At 37.1% G+C, this 20268-nt stretch carries 18 protein-coding genes; 5 read left to right on the forward strand and 13 right to left on the reverse strand.

Annotated features, from left to right (window positions below; all coding sequences use genetic code 11):
- From BLV40_RS18450 to BLV40_RS18460, 3 genes are all read right to left on the reverse strand, one after another.
- A partial coding sequence (locus BLV40_RS18450) for a Cna B-type domain-containing protein (RefSeq protein ID WP_244525427.1) occupies nt 1-1445 on the reverse strand: 1445 nt, incomplete at its 3' end.
- Between the two features lie 1741 nt (nt 1446-3186).
- Entirely contained in the window at nt 3187-4857 is a 1671-nt protein-coding gene (argS, locus tag BLV40_RS18455; RefSeq protein WP_090692661.1) for an arginine--tRNA ligase, read from the reverse strand.
- On the reverse strand, nt 4857-5294 hold the full coding sequence (locus BLV40_RS18460; protein ID WP_090692665.1) for a YwiB family protein: 438 nt from the start codon (nt 5292-5294) through the stop codon (nt 4857-4859). Before BLV40_RS18460 ends, argS begins: the two co-directional genes overlap by 1 nt.
- A gap of 204 nt (nt 5295-5498) precedes the next feature.
- On the opposite strand from BLV40_RS18460, the gene BLV40_RS18465 reads away from it, so the two are divergent.
- On the forward strand, nt 5499-6485 hold the full coding sequence (locus tag BLV40_RS18465; RefSeq protein WP_090692668.1) for a S66 family peptidase: 987 nt from the start codon (nt 5499-5501) through the stop codon (nt 6483-6485).
- A 25-nt stretch (nt 6486-6510) separates the two neighbouring features.
- On the opposite strand, the gene BLV40_RS18470 is transcribed toward BLV40_RS18465, so the two are convergent.
- Nucleotides 6511-6873, reverse strand: coding sequence for a YxeA family protein (locus BLV40_RS18470; RefSeq protein ID WP_026592063.1), 363 nt, complete (start codon nt 6871-6873; stop codon nt 6511-6513).
- Between the two features lie 233 nt (nt 6874-7106).
- Between BLV40_RS18470 and BLV40_RS18475 the strand changes: the two genes are divergently transcribed.
- Nucleotides 7107-8144, forward strand: a complete 1038-nt coding sequence (locus BLV40_RS18475) for a PTS sugar transporter subunit IIC (RefSeq protein WP_026592064.1) — start codon at nt 7107-7109, stop codon at nt 8142-8144.
- Between the two features lie 184 nt (nt 8145-8328).
- On the opposite strand, the gene speB is transcribed toward BLV40_RS18475, so the two are convergent.
- From speB to BLV40_RS18500, 4 genes are all read right to left on the reverse strand, one after another.
- Entirely contained in the window at nt 8329-9201 is an 873-nt protein-coding gene (gene speB / locus BLV40_RS18480) for an agmatinase (protein ID WP_003209245.1), read from the reverse strand.
- A gap of 313 nt (nt 9202-9514) precedes the next feature.
- On the reverse strand, nt 9515-10342 hold the full coding sequence (speE, locus tag BLV40_RS18490) for a polyamine aminopropyltransferase (RefSeq protein WP_026592065.1): 828 nt from the start codon (nt 10340-10342) through the stop codon (nt 9515-9517).
- Between the two features lie 186 nt (nt 10343-10528).
- The gene (locus tag BLV40_RS18495) at nt 10529-11692 is read right to left on the reverse strand and encodes an MFS transporter (protein WP_026592066.1); all 1164 of its coding nucleotides are present in this window, start codon (nt 11690-11692) and stop codon (nt 10529-10531) included.
- Nucleotides 11693-11697: 5 nt separating this feature from the next.
- On the reverse strand, nt 11698-12105 hold the full coding sequence (locus tag BLV40_RS18500) for a MerR family transcriptional regulator (protein ID WP_090692674.1): 408 nt from the start codon (nt 12103-12105) through the stop codon (nt 11698-11700).
- A 151-nt stretch (nt 12106-12256) separates the two neighbouring features.
- On the opposite strand from BLV40_RS18500, the gene BLV40_RS18505 reads away from it, so the two are divergent.
- Nucleotides 12257-12982, forward strand: a complete 726-nt coding sequence (locus BLV40_RS18505; RefSeq protein ID WP_026592068.1) for a glycerophosphodiester phosphodiesterase — start codon at nt 12257-12259, stop codon at nt 12980-12982.
- 124 nt (nt 12983-13106) lie between these two features.
- Entirely contained in the window at nt 13107-15158 is a 2052-nt protein-coding gene (locus BLV40_RS18510) for a transglycosylase domain-containing protein (protein WP_090692677.1), read from the forward strand.
- Nucleotides 15159-15238: 80 nt separating this feature from the next.
- On the opposite strand, the gene BLV40_RS18515 is transcribed toward BLV40_RS18510, so the two are convergent.
- Together BLV40_RS18515 and BLV40_RS18520 are read right to left on the reverse strand one after the other, a co-directional pair.
- The gene (locus BLV40_RS18515) at nt 15239-15748 is read right to left on the reverse strand and encodes a YwhD family protein (protein WP_026592070.1); all 510 of its coding nucleotides are present in this window, start codon (nt 15746-15748) and stop codon (nt 15239-15241) included.
- A 25-nt stretch (nt 15749-15773) separates the two neighbouring features.
- On the reverse strand, nt 15774-16448 hold the full coding sequence (locus BLV40_RS18520; protein ID WP_026592071.1) for a site-2 protease family protein: 675 nt from the start codon (nt 16446-16448) through the stop codon (nt 15774-15776).
- A gap of 112 nt (nt 16449-16560) precedes the next feature.
- Here BLV40_RS18520 and BLV40_RS18525 point away from each other — a divergent pair, with 112 nt between their 5' ends.
- On the forward strand, nt 16561-16746 hold the full coding sequence (locus BLV40_RS18525; protein WP_001147171.1) for a 2-hydroxymuconate tautomerase: 186 nt from the start codon (nt 16561-16563) through the stop codon (nt 16744-16746).
- 41 nt (nt 16747-16787) lie between these two features.
- Here the strand turns inward: BLV40_RS18525 and BLV40_RS18530 are convergent, their stop codons facing one another.
- From BLV40_RS18530 to BLV40_RS18540, 3 genes are all read right to left on the reverse strand, one after another.
- A complete protein-coding gene (locus BLV40_RS18530) occupies nt 16788-18092 on the reverse strand; it encodes an HD domain-containing protein (protein WP_026592072.1) in 1305 nt (434 codons plus the stop codon).
- A gap of 206 nt (nt 18093-18298) precedes the next feature.
- The gene (locus BLV40_RS18535; protein ID WP_026592073.1) at nt 18299-19240 is read right to left on the reverse strand and encodes an ABC transporter substrate-binding protein; all 942 of its coding nucleotides are present in this window, start codon (nt 19238-19240) and stop codon (nt 18299-18301) included.
- Nucleotides 19241-19440: 200 nt separating this feature from the next.
- Nucleotides 19441-20253, reverse strand: a complete 813-nt coding sequence (locus BLV40_RS18540) for an ABC transporter ATP-binding protein (RefSeq protein WP_026592074.1) — start codon at nt 20251-20253, stop codon at nt 19441-19443.
- Nucleotides 20254-20268 lie beyond the last annotated feature (15 nt).

Below are 20268 nucleotides of genomic sequence, written 5' to 3' on the forward strand. Positions count from 1 at the left end.
TAGCCGTCTACTTTTACTTCACCTACTGTGTACTTGTACTCGTTTCCTTGTTCATCGTACTTTGGTAGATCTTTGAAATCGAAGTTCCAGTTACCAGCTTGGTCAGCTTTCACTTCTTGTGTTTTCAACTCTGTTCCATTTTGAAGCAATTGAACCGTGATGCTTTCTGGGCGTTTGCCAAACTTGTTGTTGTTGTCATTCCATATCTTCGTTCCTGAAACAGATATAGTTTTCACTTTATTTGGAATATCCAGTTCGACTCCATTTTCAGCATCTGATTTTATTTCAAACTCTACTTTTTTCTGAGGATCGAAATCAATATAGTCTGGAGCCGAAACTTCTTGCACATAATATTTACCTGGTGATAATTTAGGAGTTTCAACTATCCCTTTTTCATTTGTTTTATATTCGCCCCCAACTTGTTCACCAGACTCTTTATACAACTTAAACGAAACATTCGGGATTACTTTTTCTTTATTTCCTTCAATATGTTTAACAATTTTTAGCTTTCCTTTTGGAACCTGGTTACCTTCAGCACCACCACCAGCTGCCATATTTTCGACCGAGTGACTACCTGAATCAGTAACTGGTTCTTTGTCTAGAACTTGGTAATCAATCGTATAATCATTCTTAAAGAATTCTTGCTTCTTTCCGGCTTCCGTTATAGTAGCTGTATAAGCAATCGAAAAGGAGGTAAGATTTGCTTTATCCTTATAAAGCAAAACTTTAAATGTGGTATCACTAGTAAACGTAATCTTTCCATAACCTTGAGATTCAAACTCTTGCAGTGATAAATTTTGACGGCCTAGATCACTATTAATATCTACCCTGAAACTATCTTTATTAAGTGTTTGACCTTCTTGCAAACGATCAGACACAACAATATCACGACTTAGCTTTTCTTTATTTAGGTTTATATTCAAGAACCAACGTACTTCATCGTCCCCTGAGAGCATATCACCAGTTTTATAAAAAAATGGTCCCTCTCCAGGCTCTGTACCACCACCACCACCTTTTGGGCCGGTAATTGTTACAGCTTGTTTATCTACATTTGTACCAAAATTTGTTTCAATTTCTTTCTTTTCATCAGTTCCTACTTGAGTAGCTTGCACTCTAAAATTTAAATACCCTGTAATATTTTCATATGCATCTACTTTTTCATTAAATGTACATACCACAGTACCTGACGTTACTTTACAAGTACCATAATCACCTAAATTAAACGTTGTACTCATGCCGCTTAATTCTGGAGGCAGCGTTAATGTTAATGTGTCTCCAGGTTTCAGCCTAACTCCATCTTTTTCACTGAAGTTTACAGTTACTTTGGTCAGTTCTCCGCTCTGTAAATCTGTCTTATCAATCTTAAAGCTATCCACAAGTCCTAATGTATTTAACTCTTGTGCATTTGCGATTATAGGCATTAAACTCTGACCTATAGTAAACATCAAAATCATTATAATCGAAAAAATCGAAGTTATTCTTTTTAAATACATACTTTGTGTGATTCCTCCCTATAAAATTGAATGCATATAAATCCTGATACAAACATACTATGACAAAGATTCTATTATTCAATGTCATTAAGCCATTTTCCTTAAATATGTTTGATAGCTATTATCATCTTTTTCTCTTTTTTCAACTCTTCTATTACTTAGAGACTTGAAATTTGCTTTGTATATCGATTCATCTAATTTCTCCGACATGTCTAAACTGTGTTATTTCCGGTCTATATTACTTACCAAAAATAGATAAAGGAATTCAAATTACAAAAACACATGAACAGGTCATAGGATAACCTCAAAGTCAGGAGAAGACAATTCAACAAGCATTCACGATAAAACTCATGACCATCATTCATCTTATTTATTATGCTGTAGGGGTTTCAAAACTTCTCCATATCCATCGCGGAACGATTGCTCAGTACGTAAAAGTTTTCAGTGCGGGCAAGTATGGGCAAACTATTTCATAGTAAATATGCATTTGGCCACCTTCCATACTTATCCTCCTGAAGAATGACAAGAAGTACAGCGTACAATCGAATTTAGCACACCAGCCGAAGAATGTTATAGCTGTGAAACGTGCTAGGATACTCGTACTCTAAAGGATGTCATTGAAGATATGTCTTCGTTTTCTGTCATCATGAGTCGAAGTAAAATTAGCCATATGTTAAAACATTTTATGTTTCGTTACACAACTGAACTACACACCGAAACAATCTGACAAGAAAAACAAGAAGCGTTCCAATATAAGCGCTATATGATTAAAAACGCTCCGAACGAAGTATTGTTTACCTATGAAGATAAAAGTCCTATTCTCCAAATCTGAATACAATGGAACGAATTTTGGGGGTAACTAAAAAAGAGTTTTACTGGAAAATAATTACATGTGAATCGTGCGGAAATATGAAATTCAGCCTTTTCATTTTTGGAGTCTATAAATGAGTGTCGAGAAAAAGTAATTTGCCTAATAGATCTATGACTATGTCGAAGAATTAAAATGAACTTATACATACATTTCACTTACTCGCTAAGAAGCGTTAGCTTTTCTAAGGTGACATTACATTTTAACATCGAGAAATTTATATATAAGTGATGATAATATCAAAATCGAGAGATTTATATCCTTTCATTATTTTTATCAAATCATGAAAACTTTAGTTGGACTATATGTACTATTTTAGACATAAAATCCCTAGTTTTTTGACTAGGTTGGAAGTTTTCATGATTCATTACTAATTTGTGTAGATACTTGATTAGATGCAGTGTTAGTTTAGTATTTCGCATGGTTGTAACAATGTTATTCACAACGATTACACCATTTCCTGGTAACATTCCATCAACTAATACGACATGTACGGCTTTTTGATGAATTTACCCCCCAACAACCTATTATTCTAGAATCATTCTAAAAAAGCAATAGTTAATTGGTGATTTTCTATTTTCCTTTTATCACCACAACATATTTTTGTCACATACATTAGAGTAAAAAACTGCAACAGAAAAAGAGATAGCTTTGCCATCTCTTTTTCTGTTGCAGCTTCCTGTTATTAAGCCATACGTGAGGTTCTCCCTATATGACTTTTCGGTGTGTTTCTTTCTTTGACGTCTGATCGGTCTATAGACCGATCAGACGTTTTATATCAACTTGTATATCATTTATAAACAAAAATAGGTATCTTTTTTCCTATTACATTTTCTCTGGCGCAGATACACCAACTAATGCTAATGCATTTTGAAGTGTGATGCGTACTGCACGCATTAATTCGTAACGAGCTTTACTTAATTCTAAATTATCTTGGTTTAATACTTTTTCTGCATTGTAGAAGCTATGAAGCGTAGCTGCTAATTCAAACGCATAGTTTGTAATGCGGTGTGGCAGGCGCTTCTGCGCTGCTTCGGCAACTGCCGCTGGGAATTCACCAAGTTTTTTCAGTAAGTCTACTTCTTTTTCAGAAGCAACAAGTTTGTAGTTTACATCTCCGCCTGTAGTTAATCCAAGCTCTTCACCTTGACGAAGGATGCTGCATACACGTGCATGAGCGTATTGTGCATAGTATACAGGGTTTTCGTTAGATTTTGATACCGCTAAGTCCATATCAAAGTCTAAGTGAGAGTCACCGCTGCGCATTGCAAAGAAGTAACGCATTGCGTCCACGCCTACTTCTTCCATTAGCTCACGAAGTGTAACGGCTTTACCTGTACGCTTACTCATTTTTACTTTTTCACCATTTTGGTATAGTTGTACCATTTGGATGATTTCTACTTCTAACGTCTCTTTATCGTAACCAAGCGCTTGAATTGCAGCTTTCATACGAGGAATGTAGCCGTGGTGGTCAGCACCCCAAATGTTGATTAATTTATCAAATCCGCGCTCTAATTTATCACGGTGATACGCGATATCTGGCGTTAAGTATGTGTAAGAACCATCATTTTTAATTAATACACGGTTTTTATCATCACCATAAGTCATAGAACGGAACCAAGTTGCTCCATCTTCTTCAAATATTTCATCACGCTCTTTTAATACTGCAAGAGCTTGATCAATCTTTCCGTTTTTGTATAGTGATGTTTCAGAGAACCATACATCAAACTTAACACGGAAGCTTTCTAAGTCTTTTTGAAGTTTTGCTAATTCGTATTTCAAACCGTACTCACGGTAGAATTCATAGCTTTCTTTCTCATCAGCTTTTGCATAACGGTCGCCAAACTCTTCAGCTAAGCGTTGTCCGATTCCGATGATATCCGCACCATGGTAGCCGTCTTCTGGCATTTCTTTTTCTAAACCTAATGCTTGCATGTAACGAGCTTCAACAGAAAGCGCTAAGTTATGAATTTGGTTACCAGCGTCGTTGATGTAGTATTCACGAGATACATCATATCCTGCTTTAGCTAATACGTTACATAACGTATCACCTACTGCCGCACCACGTGCATGTCCTAAGTGAAGGTCACCTGTTGGGTTTGCAGATACGAACTCAACTTGTACTTTTTCACCCTTACCAGTATCCGTCTCACCATAAGCCTCACCAGCATTAACAATTGCTGAGATTAGATCTGTTAAGTAGCTGTTATCCATGTAGAAGTTAATAAAACCAGGACCAGCAATTTCAATCTTTTCAATAGAAGCTTTTGCTTTATCGAAGTTTGCAATTAATTCTTCTGCAATCATACGAGGAGCTTTTTTTGCTACGCGCGCAAGCTGCATCGCCATGTTTGTAGAGAAATCACCATGTGTTTTATCTTTTGGAGATTCTAATACAACGTTTGGAATTTGTTCTTCTGTTGCTAATTCTGCTTTCAATACGGCAGCTTTAATTTCTTCTTTAATCAATTCTTTTACTTGTTCTAAAGAGTTCATTATTTTGCCTCCTTCAAATTAATCGTAATTGTATATCGGCCAGCTTCTTGTTCACCCAGAAGCAATGCGTACGTTAAAAAGAGTTGTCCTTTTTTCTTCTCGTCCGACCATTTAAAAAGAACGTTATCAGTTTTCGTTTGCAATGCAAACGTACCAAGCTCACTCGTATACGTACCAGTTGTCCATTCACCTTTCACATGCGTCTGACGCATCGAAACAGCACCTGAACGCATAATAAGAACTTGTTCACCTTGAATTTTAATGATTGTCTTTACTTCGCCTTGTTCGTTCGGCTCTTGAAACGTTACGTATGTACCTTGACCTTTTACATAGTATTGACCATTTGCCTCAAAAGCAACGGTCTCCTTTCGTGCCCCTTCACGGATTTCTGTTACGAAATGAACGTGTACTGGCAAGCCTGCAAGTTGTTTCTCCACGTCTTGCACACCTTTCAACATGTTATAGATATTAAATAAACTTTATAATAAATCACTTTTTCTATCATATCAAAAAAAACCTCTGTCTGTCTGCTGAAAAATCAGGAAAACCCTGTTTCAAAAAAACAATTTATAAAGATCTATCCCCTATGATAAAATATCTTTTAAATCTAAATTTTCTTTCATTAAAAGGAGATGTGAAAAATGATACCGCCAAAGTTAAAAAAGGGAGATGAAATCCGAGTTATTTCACCGTCTTCTAGTTTAAGTATTGTTTCAGATTATAACCGAAAGCTTGCTATGAAACGACTAGCAGCTATGGGATTTCGCGTTACATTTTCAAAAAATGCGGAAGAAATTGACCGTTTTACTTCCTCCTCTGTTTCTTCCCGTATCCATGATCTTCACGAAGCTTTCGCTGATCCAAGCGTAAAAGCAATCTTGACAACACTTGGAGGATATAATTCCAACGGGCTACTAAGCCATCTAAATTACGACTTAATTGGCAGCAATCCCAAAATTTTATGTGGTTATTCTGATATTACTGCTTTAGGTAATGCAATTTATGCAAAGACTGGTCTGATTACATATTCGGGTCCCCACTTCTCTTCATTCGGAATGGAGAAAGGGCTTGATTATACAATAGATTACTTTTTAAAATGCATGACTTCTGAAGAGTCGATAGAAATACAACCTGCTGAAACGTGGAGCGATGACCCTTGGTATATGGATCAAGAAAATCGAACTTTCTTCCAAAATGAAGGTTATATCTCCTTGCATGAAGGTGAAGCAGTTGGAAAAATTATTGGTGGTAATATGAGTACCTTTAATTTGTTGCAAGGCACAAAATATATGCCAAGCTTACGAGATAAAATATTATTTTTAGAAGAAGACTCTTTAACTGGAAAAGCTACAGTTAAAACTTTCGATCGTTACCTACACTCTCTCATCCAACAAACAGACTTTGAACATATAAAAGGCATTGTACTTGGAAGACTACAAAAAGATTCTGAAGCTGTCATAGAAGATATTCAAGAAATGACTTATTCAAAACAAGAACTGTCCCATATTCCTGTAATTGCAAATGCTAACTTTGGGCATACAACCCCAATTTTTACTTTTCCAATTGGCGGGCGCGCAAAAATTATTTCAAGTCAAACAAACACATCTATTACAGTTTTAACACATTAAAAAAGGAGCGCACAATTCGCTCCTTTTACACTTTCTGTAATTTCTTTAAAGCCCTTTCTGGGATTTCTTCTTTTGAAACTTCAGCCCAACCTTTCCCCTGCATGCCTTTCGCGTAAATTTTTATAAAATCACCTGAGTGCAATTGATGGTTCACCATCTTTTTAATTGTTTGCTGTTTCCCGTTCTCTGAGTAACCATTTAATGTATATAAATATTCATCGTCTATCTTCTCGCCCTTATTTATAACCGCATAATAATCTTGTATTTCTTTATTTGAAAAGAAGTTATCGACAAACGCCTGAACACCTTCTGTTTTTGTTTGTAAATAATACGCTGTACCACCTAAAATAATGGCAAATACAGCTAACACTTTTATTACCAATTTCATACATGGCCTCCTATTTATATATCCTTCTGATTAATCACATATTGATATCTGTATTATACAGAATGGGACATACTATACACCATTGAAATGTATTACACTTTCCTTACACAATTGTAAGGAAAAATATTTGTAGTATGTTCTTAATAAAAAAATTTTCCGTTTAAACAACTTTTGTATTATTATTGAATAATACAAATTTTTATAATAAATATCAAAAAGGAGACAGTTTTCAAATGGCTATCTTACAAGGTTTAGCACTACTACTCGTTGTACTTTTTCTTTTCACACTGTTTAGCTACCGTGCTCCTTACGGAATGAAGGCAATGGGCGCTTTGGCCAACGCTGCGATCGCAAGCTTTCTTATTGAAGCATTCCATCGTTATATCGGTGGAGAAATGTTTCATAACAGCTTTTTACAATCAGTTGGACAGGCCTCTGGTAGTATGAGCGGTGTCGCAGCTGCAATTTTGGTAGCACTCGCAATTGGTGTATCTCCTGTATATGCTGTTTTAATCGGTATTGCCACAAGTGGATTTGGTATTTTACCAGGCTTTTTTGCTGGTTATATTTGTGCCTTTGTCGTGAAATTTCTCGAGAAAAAATTGCCAGCTGGCGTAGAATTCCTTGCAATTTTATTCATTGCAGCACCTCTTTCACGCGGAATGGCTATGCTCATGGATCCCGTTGTAAATGCAACACTTGGAAAAATTGGTTCTATTATTTCAATTGCAACTACAGAAAGCCCGGTTATTATGGGGATTATGCTCGGCGGGCTCATCACAGTTATCTCTACATCTCCATTAAGCTCCATGGCTCTAACTGCGATGCTTGGTTTAACAGGTTTACCAATGGCTATTGGTAGTCTTGCAGTAGCAGCCTCTGCTCCAATGAACTTTATTTTCTTTAAACGTTTAAAGATTTGTTCAAAGAAAGATACAATCGCTGTCGCAATTGAACCATTAACACAAGCTGATATTGTCGCAGCGAATCCAATTCCAATTTATACAACAAACTTTGTTGGTGGTGCACTTGCTGGTATTATTACCTCCCTATTCCAACTTATAAACAATGCACCCGGTACGGCATCACCAATTCCAGGACTCCTTGTTCTCTTTGGATTCAACGATGGAATAAAAGTAGCGATTGCAGCTATATTATGTGGAATTGTTACCACAATTATCGGTTACATCGGAACTATTATTTTCCGTAAGTACCCAATTCGTTCCGCTGATGAAATTCGCGGAATCTCTACAGAAGAAAAAGTTGCATAAAAAAAGAGGAGCTAGCCCCACTAAATGGGACTAGCTCCTCTTTTAATACAGATTGTTTGCAGCTGGTTTTCGAATTTTAAAGAACGGTCGATATGTTGTGTCGAATCGTCGATATCGATGCTGCAAATCGGCTAGAATGCTCGGTGGCTTCGCTTCTTCCATTCTGAACGAGCCGTTTCCGCTTTTATTTTACCCAACCAAGAAGCATTTCCCGCACGAATTTGCTTGCTGCGATTGGTGTTTGATCACTATGATCATAGACTGGAGCTACTTCTACTAAGTCTGCTCCAACTACTTTTATATTTGAATTTGCAATTGCTACGATGGAATCTAATAGTTCTTTCGATGTGATACCACCAGCTTCTAATGTTCCTGTTCCAGGAGCATGCGCTGGATCTAATACGTCGATGTCAATTGTGACATAAACTGGGCGTCCTGCAAGCTTTGGTAATACTTCTTTCAACGGTTCTAACACGTCAAATTTGTATAGGTTCATGCCCACTTCTTTTGCCCATTCGAATTCTTCTTTCATTCCAGAACGAATTCCGAAAGAATATACGTTTTCCGGACCAATTAAATCGCACACTTTACGAATTGGTGTAGAGTGAGATAAAGGCTCTCCTTCATATGACTCGCGCAAATCAGTATGAGCATCCATATGAATGATTGCTAAATCCGGATATTTTTTTGCCATTGCCTTAAAAATTGGCCAAGACACTAGATGCTCACCGCCAAGACCTAGTGGAAACTTACCGGCATCCAATAGTTTTGTTACATATTCTTCAATCATGTCTATACTGCGTTGTGGATTTCCGAATGGTAGCGGAATATCACCAGCATCAAAATATTTTACATCTTCTAGTTCACGATCTAAATATGGACTGTACTCTTCTAGTCCAATCGATACTTCACGAATACGTGCAGGACCAAAACGAGAGCCTGGACGGTAACTTACTGTCCAATCCATTGGCATCCCATAAATTACGGCCTCTGCATCTTCAAAACTTGGATGACTTTTAATAAATACTTTACCTGAATAAGCTTCATCAAAACGCATATTCTTTTCCTCCTTATGTGGAACTTAAGGTATCCCAACCTTTCATTATTTCTCAAATTTGGAGTGCTATACTCCTCTTTCTCGATTTACCTCAATCTTCTTTTAGCGATAGAAGATTATTTTATTATAATAGCGTCAGCAGCTAGCATGTCCGTTCTATCGCACACCTTGAATGAGCTGCTTCCGCTTTTCTATTTGTCCAGCTGCTGCGGCTAGAATACTCGGTGGCTTCGCTTCTTCCTACGAGGCAAAAATCGCCTCTACGTCTGAAGCTCCATCCCCCTCCTATTCTGAACAAGCCGCCTCCGCTTTTCTATTTAAGTAAGTCTCCAACAAATTTCGGTAATACGAATGCTGCTTTATGCAGTTCTTTTGTGTAATATTTCGTTTCAATTTCGTGGAAACGCTCTTCGCTTACTTCTAATGGATCGTGCTCTTTAGATCCAATTGTAAATGTCCACATTCCACTTGGATATGTTGGGATATTCGCTGTGTATAAACGTGTAATTGGGAAGATTTCTTTAACGTCTTTAAACACAGTTGAAATTAATTCTGGTGTAAACCAAGGGTTATCCGTTTGAGCAACGAAAATACCGTCTGCTTTTAACGCTTTAGAGATTCCAGCATAGAATCCTTTTGTAAATAAGTTTACTGCTGGTCCTACTGGCTCTGTAGAGTCAACCATAATTACGTCATATTCATTTTCACTTTCCGCGATGTGTAAAAAGCCGTCTCCTACTTTCACTTCAACACGTTCGTTATCTAGAGCACCTGCAATTGATGGTAAGTACTGTTTAGAGTACTCGATTACTTTACCGTCGATTTCAACAAGTGTTGCTTTCTTTACACTTGGGTGCTTTAATACTTCACGGATTACACCGCCATCGCCACCGCCAACAACTAATACGTTCTCAGGGTTTGGATGTGTAAATAAAGGTACGTGCGCTACCATTTCATGATACACAAACTCGTCCTTCTCTGTTGTCATAACCATACCATCTAAAATAAGCATGTTTCCAAATTCTTCAGTTTCAACCATATCAAGCTTTTGAAATTCTGTTTGCTCCGTATGTAATGTGCGGTTAATACGCGCCGTAATTCCAAAATGTTTTGTTTGTTTTTCAGTGAACCATAGTTCCATCGTACAATCACGCCTTTCATTGCAAATTTATAATAGGGACATCATTAATGTCCCCTAACAAAAATAAAACAAAACATACAAAATGTATAGTTAAAAGTACAAAAATACCGAAAATATATTTTGGTAAAATTACTTTCGTTCGTAAATTGCAAAAACACTATATTTAACAATAAAGAAAACCCTTTCTTATGAAAGGGTTTCTGTCTCTGCGTTTATAGTTTCTTTAACAGGAAGTAAAATCATCACACAACCAACTAAAACAACAATTCCTCCAACTAAAAACGGACTTTGCGGTGAAATCGCATGACCGATAATTCCTGATAAAATTGGTGCAATTGCTCCGCCAAGCCAACGAACGAAATTGTATACGCCGGATGTAATAGATCTTTCATAAGGTGAAATATCCATGACATAGCTTGTATATAAAGCGTTATTTAGTCCAGATGCTAATCCTGATAATACAATAAGAACAATTTGTAACCACATAACTTTCACAAAGAATAATGCAATTAACAAAATCGCAAATACAAATAAACTAAAACGTAGCAATGCTTTCGGCTCATATTTACCTTCCAGTTTATGTGCTAATATCGCAGATCCGTATGCTAGCGCTAAACCCCATCCACAAAATACAAAACCGAGCTGAATTGCTGATAAATGCATAATAAGTGGTGAATATGCTAACACAACGAAAAATCCATAATAATATAACATACCTGAAATAGCACCTTGCATAAACGGTTTATATTTAATCAAGTTAAGTAATTCCCCTACACCAGCTGCTTTACGCTTTACTTTTCGCTCCGGTTCTTTTACAAAAAAGAAAACAAGAATAAATGCTAGTAAAATTAAAAGACTTGTCGCGAAAAATGGATAACGCCAAGAATATCCGCCGAGTAAACCACCTAATAATGGACCACCGGCCATCCCTAAACCGATTGCCGCCTCATATAAACCAACCGCTTCATGTACTTCTTTACTAAGTGCAATTAATAATGTCATCGCTGTTGCGAAGAACATTGCATTACCTAATCCCCATCCTGCACGGAAAAGAGATAACTGTGTAATTGTTTGTGATACACCGCATATAAAAGCGAACACAGTTACAATTGCGAGACCAATCGTCATCATTCTCTTATCACCAAACCGCGCTGCGAATAAACCAGCTGGCAGCATCATAATTGCCATCGTTAAAATATAAGCTGTAAATAACATCTCCACTTGCCAATGTGTTGCCCCTATCTTCTCAGCAATAATGGGCAAAATAGGATCGACTACTCCGATGCCTGAAAAGGCAAGAAAAGTAGCCAACACTGTAATTAATCTTCCGAATTTTTGTTGGCTCTCCATATTCATTACTCTCCTTTTGTTTCATCCAAAAATCTAGTTGCACGCTCTAAACTATTCTCTAATTCTGCTTTCACGCGCTCCATTTGTTTCATTTTTGTATCTAGCGTTTGTACTTGTTTCTCGAGCATATTCTTAATTTCTCGAATCACATCGCGATCACGTGGATTGTCACTATTTCGTCTTTGCTCCATGCGCTCTTTTAACGATAAGAAATGCTGCATTTCTTGAAGTGTGATTCCTAGTACTTCTTTCGCCTCTACAATCTTTTTAATACGGACAACATCCTCATCCGTATAAAGGCGAATGTTTCCTTCACTGCGCTCCGGTGGATGAATTAAACCAATTTCCTCATAATAACGAAGTGTACGTTTTGTTAAACCAACTTGCTTTGTTACTTCATCGATCTTATACATGTATATTCCCCCTTCCATCACATTATTACATTTTACGTTAACGTTAACTTTTATGCAACTGTTATGTTTTTGTAAATGTTTGGCATATAGATTGTATTTTATTCACTACAGTTTCATAATGAAAGAAATGAACTTATAAGGAGATTTTCAAATGAAACAACCACTTATTTTTGCCCATCGTGGAGTTAAAGGTACACATCCAGAGAATACAATGATCGCTTTCCAAGAAGCGGAGCGCGTTGGTGCCCACGGCATCGAACTTGATATTCACCTTTCGAAAGATGGTGAGCTTGTTGTAATTCACGATGAAACTGTTGATCGTACAACAAATGGAACTGGATTGGTCTCTGAAAAAACAGTAGCAGAATTACAAGTTCTTGATGCGGGTAGCCATAAAAATCCTTCTTTCCACGAAGCGAAAATCCCAACCTTACGTGAAGTATTCATTTGGTTATCTACGACAAATTTACAGTTAAACATTGAACTAAAAACAGATGTAATTCACTATCCAAATATCGAGGAGAAAGTTGTGGATCTTGTTCGTGAATATCATCTTTCTAATCAAATTATATTCTCATCTTTTAATCATGAATCTGTTTCTTCTCTTGCAGAACTCGCACCTGAAATTCCAAGAGCCATCTTATATGATGAACCAATTGCCGATCCACTTGCTGAAGCGAAGAAAAGAGAAGCAGCCGGATTACACCCTAACTTTCAGCTACTAACAAAAGAATTTGTGCAAACTGCACAGCAGCAAGGCTATGTATTCCGCCCCTATACAATCAATGAATATAAAGATTTACAAACTATGATTGATTACGGCGTAGATGTTATTATTACAGATTGGCCTATGCGTGCTTTTGAGCTCCTTTCTTAAGAAAGGAGCTCTTTTTTGTTTTGTGTTTAAAATACGAAAAAACCCTCAATACTAGTATTAATCGACGAGGGATTCCTGCCCTTGAATAGCAAGGTAAAAGTATATGATGAGGGGGATGAAAAAGATGGGCCAAACTGTAAATCCAAAACTTCAAAAATATAAACGTCTTTTCTTCACCGCACTTTTTTCATGCGTACTTTTTTTCGTTTTTTCTTTTTTTATTATCATCATAGCAGCAAAGATTATGGGGCCACCTCCCATCGTCGTTCCGCAAACAAGCACCTTTTATGCGAATGATGATACTGTAATGGGACAAAGTAATGGGATACAAAAACGCTATAGCGTATCTCTTGATCAAATTTCTCCTTATATAAGAAAAGCGACACTTTCTATCGAAGACCAACGATTCTATGATCATCATGGCTTCGATATAAAACGAATTATCGGCGCAATCATTGCCGATATAAAAGCAATGGCAAAAGTTCAAGGTGCTAGTACCATTACGCAGCAATACGCCCGTAATCTATATTTAGATCATGATAAGACTTGGAAACGAAAAGCATTAGAAGCAATATATACGATTCGTCTTGAGGTCAATTACAACAAGAATCATATTTTAGAAGGGTATTTAAATACGATTTATTACGGACACGGTGCTTATGGTATTGAAGCCGCTTCTCGTCTTTACTTTAATAAATCTGCTAGTGACTTAACATTAGCAGAGGCAAGTATGTTAGCTGGTATCCCAAAAGGTCCCAGTGTATACTCTCCCTACTTAAAGGAAGAACGGGCAAAAACACGACAATCAATCATTTTAGATGAAATGGTAGAGCAAGGTTATATTACAAAGGGGCAAGCATCCTCTGCAAAAAAAGAGAAGCTTACGTTTGCTTCATTAGAAACAAAAGAAGTAGCACAAATAGCCCCTTATTTCCAAGACGCTGTGCAAAACTCGCTTCTTCACGACGTTGGACTAGATGAACAAACATTGCACCGTGGTGGGCTTCGTATTTACACCACGCTTGATCAGAAGCTACAAACAATAGCGGAGCAAGCTGTAAAAGATACGATTCCGGAAACGACAAATATACAAACGGCTCTTATTTCAATGAATCCGAAAACAGGAGAAGTAGCAGCTCTTGTGGGCGGAAAAGATTATAAAGAGAGTCAATTTAACCGAGCGACTCAAGCATCTCGCCAACCAGGATCCACCTTTAAGCCGTTTCTATATTACGCTGCACTTGAAAAAGGATTTACACCAGCAACTCGCTTAAAAAGTGAATATACAGTATTTACATTAGGCGACGGTGTTTCTAAATATAAACCAAAAAATTATAAAGACTACTATGCCGATGATTTTGTAACGATGGCCCAAGCTCTTGCAGTATCAGATAACGTATATGCCGTGAAAACACATTTATTTTTAGGAGAAGACTCCCTTGCGAAAACCGCTAAACAATTTGGTATTACAAGTTCACTAAAAGATGTACCATCTCTTGCACTTGGTACTTCCCCTGTAAAACCAATTGAAATGGTAAGTGCGTATAGCATGTTTGCGAACGGCGGGAAGCAAGTTAAACCCACCCTTATTCGCCGCGTTGTCGATAACGAAGGAAACATTTTATATGATGCGCATTTAGAAAGTAAACAGGTGCTCGATAAAAACAATACGTTTGTAATGGAAGAGATGATGACGGGAATGTTCAATAAAAATTTGAGTGGCTATGCCTCCGTTACAGGACAATCCCTTCTTCAAAAACTATCGCGCACATACGCAGGGAAATCTGGATCCACAGAAACGGATAGTTGGATGATTGGCTTTACTCCGCAAATTGTAACCGGTGTTTGGGTCGGGTACGATCAGCCTAAATCCATCTCAAATCCGGCAGAGCAAGGATACGCCAAGAAGATTTGGGCCGATACAATGGAAAAAGGGCTAGACGGTCAGCCTAAAAAAGATTTCAAACAACCAAGTGACGTCGTTGCTGTAAATATCAATCCCGAAAATGGAAAAATCGCAACGAAAGGCTGTCCTGCTTCTGTGAAAATGTATTTTACAAAAGGAACCGAACCGACTGAATATTGCATGGCTCATGTTGATGACAAAGAAGAATTCGAGAAGGCTAGTAAAGAGAAGAAAAAAGAAAGCTGGTGGAAAAGATATTTTCCATGGTAAAACATAGCAACGTTCCAACAATATACAACATAAAATATTAAAATAAAGGCTACCAGGAATTCCTCTGGTAGCCTTTAACTTTATTCTCCTAATAATGCATGGCGCAATTCTTCACTAGATTCGTTCCAAATTGCTTCATTATGCTCTTTCAAGAATGTTCCAAGCACCTTTTTAGATGGCTCATCCATATGATCAACCATGATGTGACGTTTTAATGATTTATCCATCTTGTTTACGTGCTCTGGAAGTGATTTATAACCACGGCGAATTTCACGGTCAACTGTCATTTCACAAGCTGTTACACCTGCATAATAAGCACCTTTTACTGTTCTCTCAATCGTTACCCACACAAGCCAATATGGTTTGCCGTTTGGAACCTCATCTTTGTTTGTTAAAAACTTAATCCCTTTTTCCACAGTACTACGCGCGTGCATTGCACCAATATCAACAAATGCATTTTGTTCCATTACATCTACAAAAACAGGTGAAATATTTTCTAAGCTCAGCGCTCCAACACCGAAACCACCATGTCCATCTGTCGAATCGTTCTTCACGATATTAAAACCGATTTTTTTCTTCTTCTCTGTCATATGTAAACTCCTCCTCACTCATTTACTATATAAGGCCGAATATAGGCGCAATTATACTTTCTAAAAAACCTAGTACGTGCGGAATTACCACTTGGAAGATCGGCTGAATAGTATAGCGATCAAGCGGTGTAATAACAAGAATTAATAAAGCGATCGCTCCATATCTCTCATATTGCGTCATTTTTGCACGAATATTTGCTGGTGCTAAATCTTCAATCACACGATATCCATCAAGCGGTGGAATCGGTAATAAGTTGAAAACAAGTAGAACAATATTAAGAGTAATAAAAATTTGAAAGAATTGACGTAATGTATCTGCCACCGCAAACGGAATAGCGTTTAGCACTCCAAATCTTATCAGGCTGTACCAAATAATTAAGCCTATAGCACTTAAAATAAAGTTACTAATCGGTCCTGCAATCGATACTAAAACACCCGCAAGACGTGGTTTTTTAAAGTTATATGGATTAACAGGTACTGGGCGTGCCCAACCAAATCCAATAATTAATATGGCAATCATCCCAATTGGGTCCAAATGAGACATTGGCGACAACGTTAAACGTCCCTGTCTTTTCGCCGTATCGTCTCCAAACTTGTATGCAACATATGCATGCGCAAATTCATGCACAGACAATGCAATAATAATAGCCATTGCTACCAATGGTATTTGGTGCAGTGGATATACAAAGAAATTCTCCATACTTCATCTCCTCTTCATTATGTCAAAAAAAGAAAATATTTGTTTTTCTGATTGTTCTTCTTCATAATCCGTTATAATAAGATTGTAACTTACATAAAAGGAGCGATTGTACATGCCATACGTAACAGTGAAAATGCTAGAAGGACGCACAGAAGAACAAAAGAAAGCTCTTGCCGAGAAAGTAACAGCAGCAGTAAGCGAAACAACTGGTGCTCCAGAAGAAAACATCGTTGTTTTCATCGAAGAAATGTCTAAAAATCATTATGCAGTTGGCGGAAAACGCTTAAGCGACAAATAAATTCAGGTTTCTTTCATAAGAAGCGGTCCTATGACTGCTTCTTATTTCTTTCCTTCTAATAACTCAATAATTTTTTCTTTATATTTTCCTTTTCTTCCATCTTCATAGATTAAATCATGTGGATAGAAGAGTTTTTGATCTGTTCTCTTCTTACCTGTAATCGCTTCTACAATATCAGATTCACGTGAAAGCTCCCTGAGATCTCCATTCGGCATAAGAAGTAAGATTGGAAGCCGCTCTTCTTCTTCTCCAGCACGGTAAAAGTCATACGGTAAGTCCGATGTTGAATCCACAACTAAATAGTACTCTGGATCGAGCCCAATCTTTTTAAATAAGCGACTTAATTCCATCCAATTATCTAAACCATGATTCTCTGTAAATTCTACATATTTAAAGAGATTTCGGTTCATAAATCGGCGACATAAATCACTTAAAATTTGATCTTCCTCATCTTGCCATACTTGGAAGTAGTAACACATTACATTCTCATCTAGCTTTAAATAATCCTCTACCGTTACTTCTTCTTCAAATAAAGAATAGAAATGTACAGGATGATACTTAAATGTGTAATACTGCTCATGCAATGTTTTTGCACGGTGTAAAATTTTTGTTAAAATCACTTCTGCACTGCGCGTTACTGGATGGAAATATACTTGCCAGTACATTTGATAACGGCTCATAATATAATGCTCAACAGCGTGCATACCACTATTTTTAATCACTACTTGATTTCCGTATGGGCGCATAACACGGAGTATACGTTCCATATCAAAATTCCCGTACTTCACGCCAGTAAAATAGGCATCTCTTAACAAATAATCCATACGATCCGCATCAATTTGGCTAGAGATCATACTAATCGCTAATTTATTATCAGACGTTTTTGCAATGACATCTGCTACTTTTTGCGGAAACTCCTGATCTACACGGCTTAATACATCATTGATTTCCGTATCACCAACAATAATTTTTTGTGTAAACTTCTCATGATCTAATGAAAAAACCTTTTCAAATGAATGAGAAAACGGGCCATGTCCCACATCATGTAAGAGTGCTGCACATAAACATAACAATCTATCTTCTGCATTCCAATTTGGTCTGCCATCAAACACATCATCAATCATACGACGAATAATCTCATATACACCTAATGAATGAGTAAAGCGACTATGTTCCGCACCATGAAATGTAAAAAATGTCGTTCCAAGTTGTTTAATACGGCGCAAACGTTGAAATTCCTTCGTTCCGATTAAATCCCAAATGACGCGATCGCGCACATGTACATATTTATGTACTGGGTCTTTAAACACTTTTGTTTCGCTGAGTTTGTCGTTTAAATATACCAATATCGACACCCTCCTTCCTTACTGCATTCTTACTTTATATTATAAACGAAATAGGAGACAGAAAGAAACGAAAGACTGTGTAAATCATTGAACTCCCCCTACTTCACTTTGTTTAGAGAAGATGATTTTCTCTGTTGAAATGATAAATTTGCTGTTATATAAAGAAAAATCACCTTCGTAAAAGCAAAAGTGATTTTCTTTATATATTATTTTCCTAAAACAAACTCAGCAACTTCGTCTAGGATCATTTCTTTACCAAGTGGGAAGTACCCTTTGTTTAGGTCTTCATTCTTAATTGTGAATACGTGGTTGTTCTTAACAGCATTCATGTTTTTCCAAATTGTTTCTTCTTGGAATTCTTTTAAGCGCTGAGAACCATCGCCAGTTGTGAATACGAATAAGTAGTCTGGATTGTAATCAATTAGCGCTTCTTTTTGTACTTGTACGAGCGGCTTATCAGTTGGTGTACCTTTAACTGCTGGTAATTTTAAATCTTTAAAGAGTACACTACCGTAACCGTAGTCACCGTATACGCGGAATGCATTTGGATATGCAGCCATCTTCATGAATGTCGCATCGCCAGTTTTTGCAACGATTTTATCGTGTAATCCGCTTGCTTTATCATCATATTTCTTAAACCATGCAGTTGTTTCTTTTTCTTTACCGAAGATTTTACCTAACTCTTCAAACTTTGGACGCCATTGATCTAATGGAGTTTTTAGCATAACTGTTGGTGCAATTTTAGATAATTGATCATAAATTTTCTCTTGACGATCGTTCACAAGAATTAAATCAGGTTTTGCGGCAGCTACTGCTTCGATATTAATTTTATCTCCCCAAGCAGAACCAACTGGTTTTACACCTTTTAATTGATCTGCAATATGTGCATCAATTTTTTCCTGAGATGTATTCGCTGTAATAATAGGTTTCATACCAAAGATTAACAATTCTTCTGTTGAACCACTAAGGTCAGCAATTTTCTTTGGATTTGCAGGAATTTTAATTTCCCCTTTTGCATGTTGTACAGTGCGCTCTTCAACCTTCGCATCTGCTTTCTTTTCTTCTTTCTTATCAGAGGAACAAGCTGCAAATAGTACAGAAGTAACTACTAGTACCATTGCTAGAAATGCCACTTTGAATTTCTTCATATTTCCACTCCTTCTGGATGTATTTCTCTTATAAGTTACATATAACTATAAGAAACCATATACAACTATTAATTAATATATTCTTATTAAACATTGTTTATAACCCGTTCTAACGGGCGTTCAACTTCCCACCTTGAATGAGAAGCTCAACGTCCATTAGAATCCCTCCCCTCTATTAAAATAAGAGGGGAAGATTCCGTCTATGCTTTCTTACGTAACTGATTATTAACCATCATTAAGTCGTATGTTAAACAAATCGGCTTACAGTTTACAGGACATGGGACGATTTGCGCTTCAATTTCAAACACATTACGCAGTGTCTCACTTGTCATTACTTCATCTGGCGTTCCTTGTTTCATTAACTTACCAGCCTTGAGTGCAATCATATGATCTGAAAAACGAGATGCATGATTTAAATCATGAATAACCATAACAATCGTTCTGCCTTCTTCTTGATTTAATTTTTTCAATAAATTTAGTACTTCAAGTTGGTGAGCCATATCCAAGTATGTTGTTGGTTCGTCTAGTACGAGTAAATCCGTACCTTGCGCAAGAGCCATTGCAATCCAAACGCGTTGACGTTGACCACCTGATAAAGCTTCTGCTGGACGATTCGCAAATTCTGTCATTCCTGTCACTTCAAGCGCCCAGTGAATGTAACGGTAATCCTCTTCCTTCAATGTGCCAAATCCCTTTTGATGAGGAAAGCGGCCGTAAGAAACAAGTTCAAACACAGTAAGACCAGTTGGCACTTCTGCAGTTTGTGGCAAAATCGCCATTTTCTTTGCGATTTCTTTTGTTGGCTGTTTTTCGATTGCTTTTCCATCTAGGTAAACAGTACCTCGCTTTGCTTTCAAAATACGAGAAGCTGTTTTTAACAATGTGGATTTCCCGCACCCATTTGGTCCAATAATTGTTGTAATTTTCCCTTCTGGAATTTCCACTGATAATCCATCAATAATTAATCCTTCATTATAGCCAACAGATACCGAATCAACCGCTAAAGTTGCCATACAAAAAGCCTCCCT

This window comes from Bacillus sp. 166amftsu (assembly GCF_900107445.1).
GTDB lineage: Bacteria > Bacillota > Bacilli > Bacillales > Bacillaceae_G > Bacillus_A > Bacillus_A arachidis.

Bases quoted from the DNA above. Each gene is read 5' to 3' on its own strand.
- BLV40_RS18475 (WP_026592064.1), top strand. From the start codon at position 7,107: ATGGCTATCTTACAAGGTTTAGCACTACTACTCGTTGTACTTTTTCTT.
- BLV40_RS18500 (WP_090692674.1), bottom strand. From the start codon at position 12,105: ATGTATAAGATCGATGAAGTAACAAAGCAAGTTGGTTTAACAAAACGT.
- BLV40_RS18525 (WP_001147171.1), top strand. From the start codon at position 16,561: ATGCCATACGTAACAGTGAAAATGCTAGAAGGACGCACAGAAGAACAA.
- speE (WP_026592065.1), bottom strand. From the start codon at position 10,342: ATGGAACTATGGTTCACTGAAAAACAAACAAAACATTTTGGAATTACG.
- BLV40_RS18520 (WP_026592071.1), bottom strand. From the start codon at position 16,448: ATGGAGAATTTCTTTGTATATCCACTGCACCAAATACCATTGGTAGCA.
- BLV40_RS18515 (WP_026592070.1), bottom strand. From the start codon at position 15,748: ATGACAGAGAAGAAGAAAAAAATCGGTTTTAATATCGTGAAGAACGAT.
- BLV40_RS18505 (WP_026592068.1), top strand. From the start codon at position 12,257: ATGAAACAACCACTTATTTTTGCCCATCGTGGAGTTAAAGGTACACAT.
- BLV40_RS18535 (WP_026592073.1), bottom strand. From the start codon at position 19,240: ATGAAGAAATTCAAAGTGGCATTTCTAGCAATGGTACTAGTAGTTACT.
- BLV40_RS18465 (WP_090692668.1), top strand. From the start codon at position 5,499: ATGATACCGCCAAAGTTAAAAAAGGGAGATGAAATCCGAGTTATTTCA.
- BLV40_RS18510 (WP_090692677.1), top strand. From the start codon at position 13,107: ATGGGCCAAACTGTAAATCCAAAACTTCAAAAATATAAACGTCTTTTC.
- argS (WP_090692661.1), bottom strand. From the start codon at position 4,857: ATGAACTCTTTAGAACAAGTAAAAGAATTGATTAAAGAAGAAATTAAA.
- BLV40_RS18470 (WP_026592063.1), bottom strand. From the start codon at position 6,873: ATGAAATTGGTAATAAAAGTGTTAGCTGTATTTGCCATTATTTTAGGT.
- speB (WP_003209245.1), bottom strand. From the start codon at position 9,201: ATGCGTTTTGATGAAGCTTATTCAGGTAAAGTATTTATTAAAAGTCAT.
- BLV40_RS18495 (WP_026592066.1), bottom strand. From the start codon at position 11,692: ATGGAGAGCCAACAAAAATTCGGAAGATTAATTACAGTGTTGGCTACT.
- BLV40_RS18540 (WP_026592074.1), bottom strand. From the start codon at position 20,253: ATGGCAACTTTAGCGGTTGATTCGGTATCTGTTGGCTATAATGAAGGA.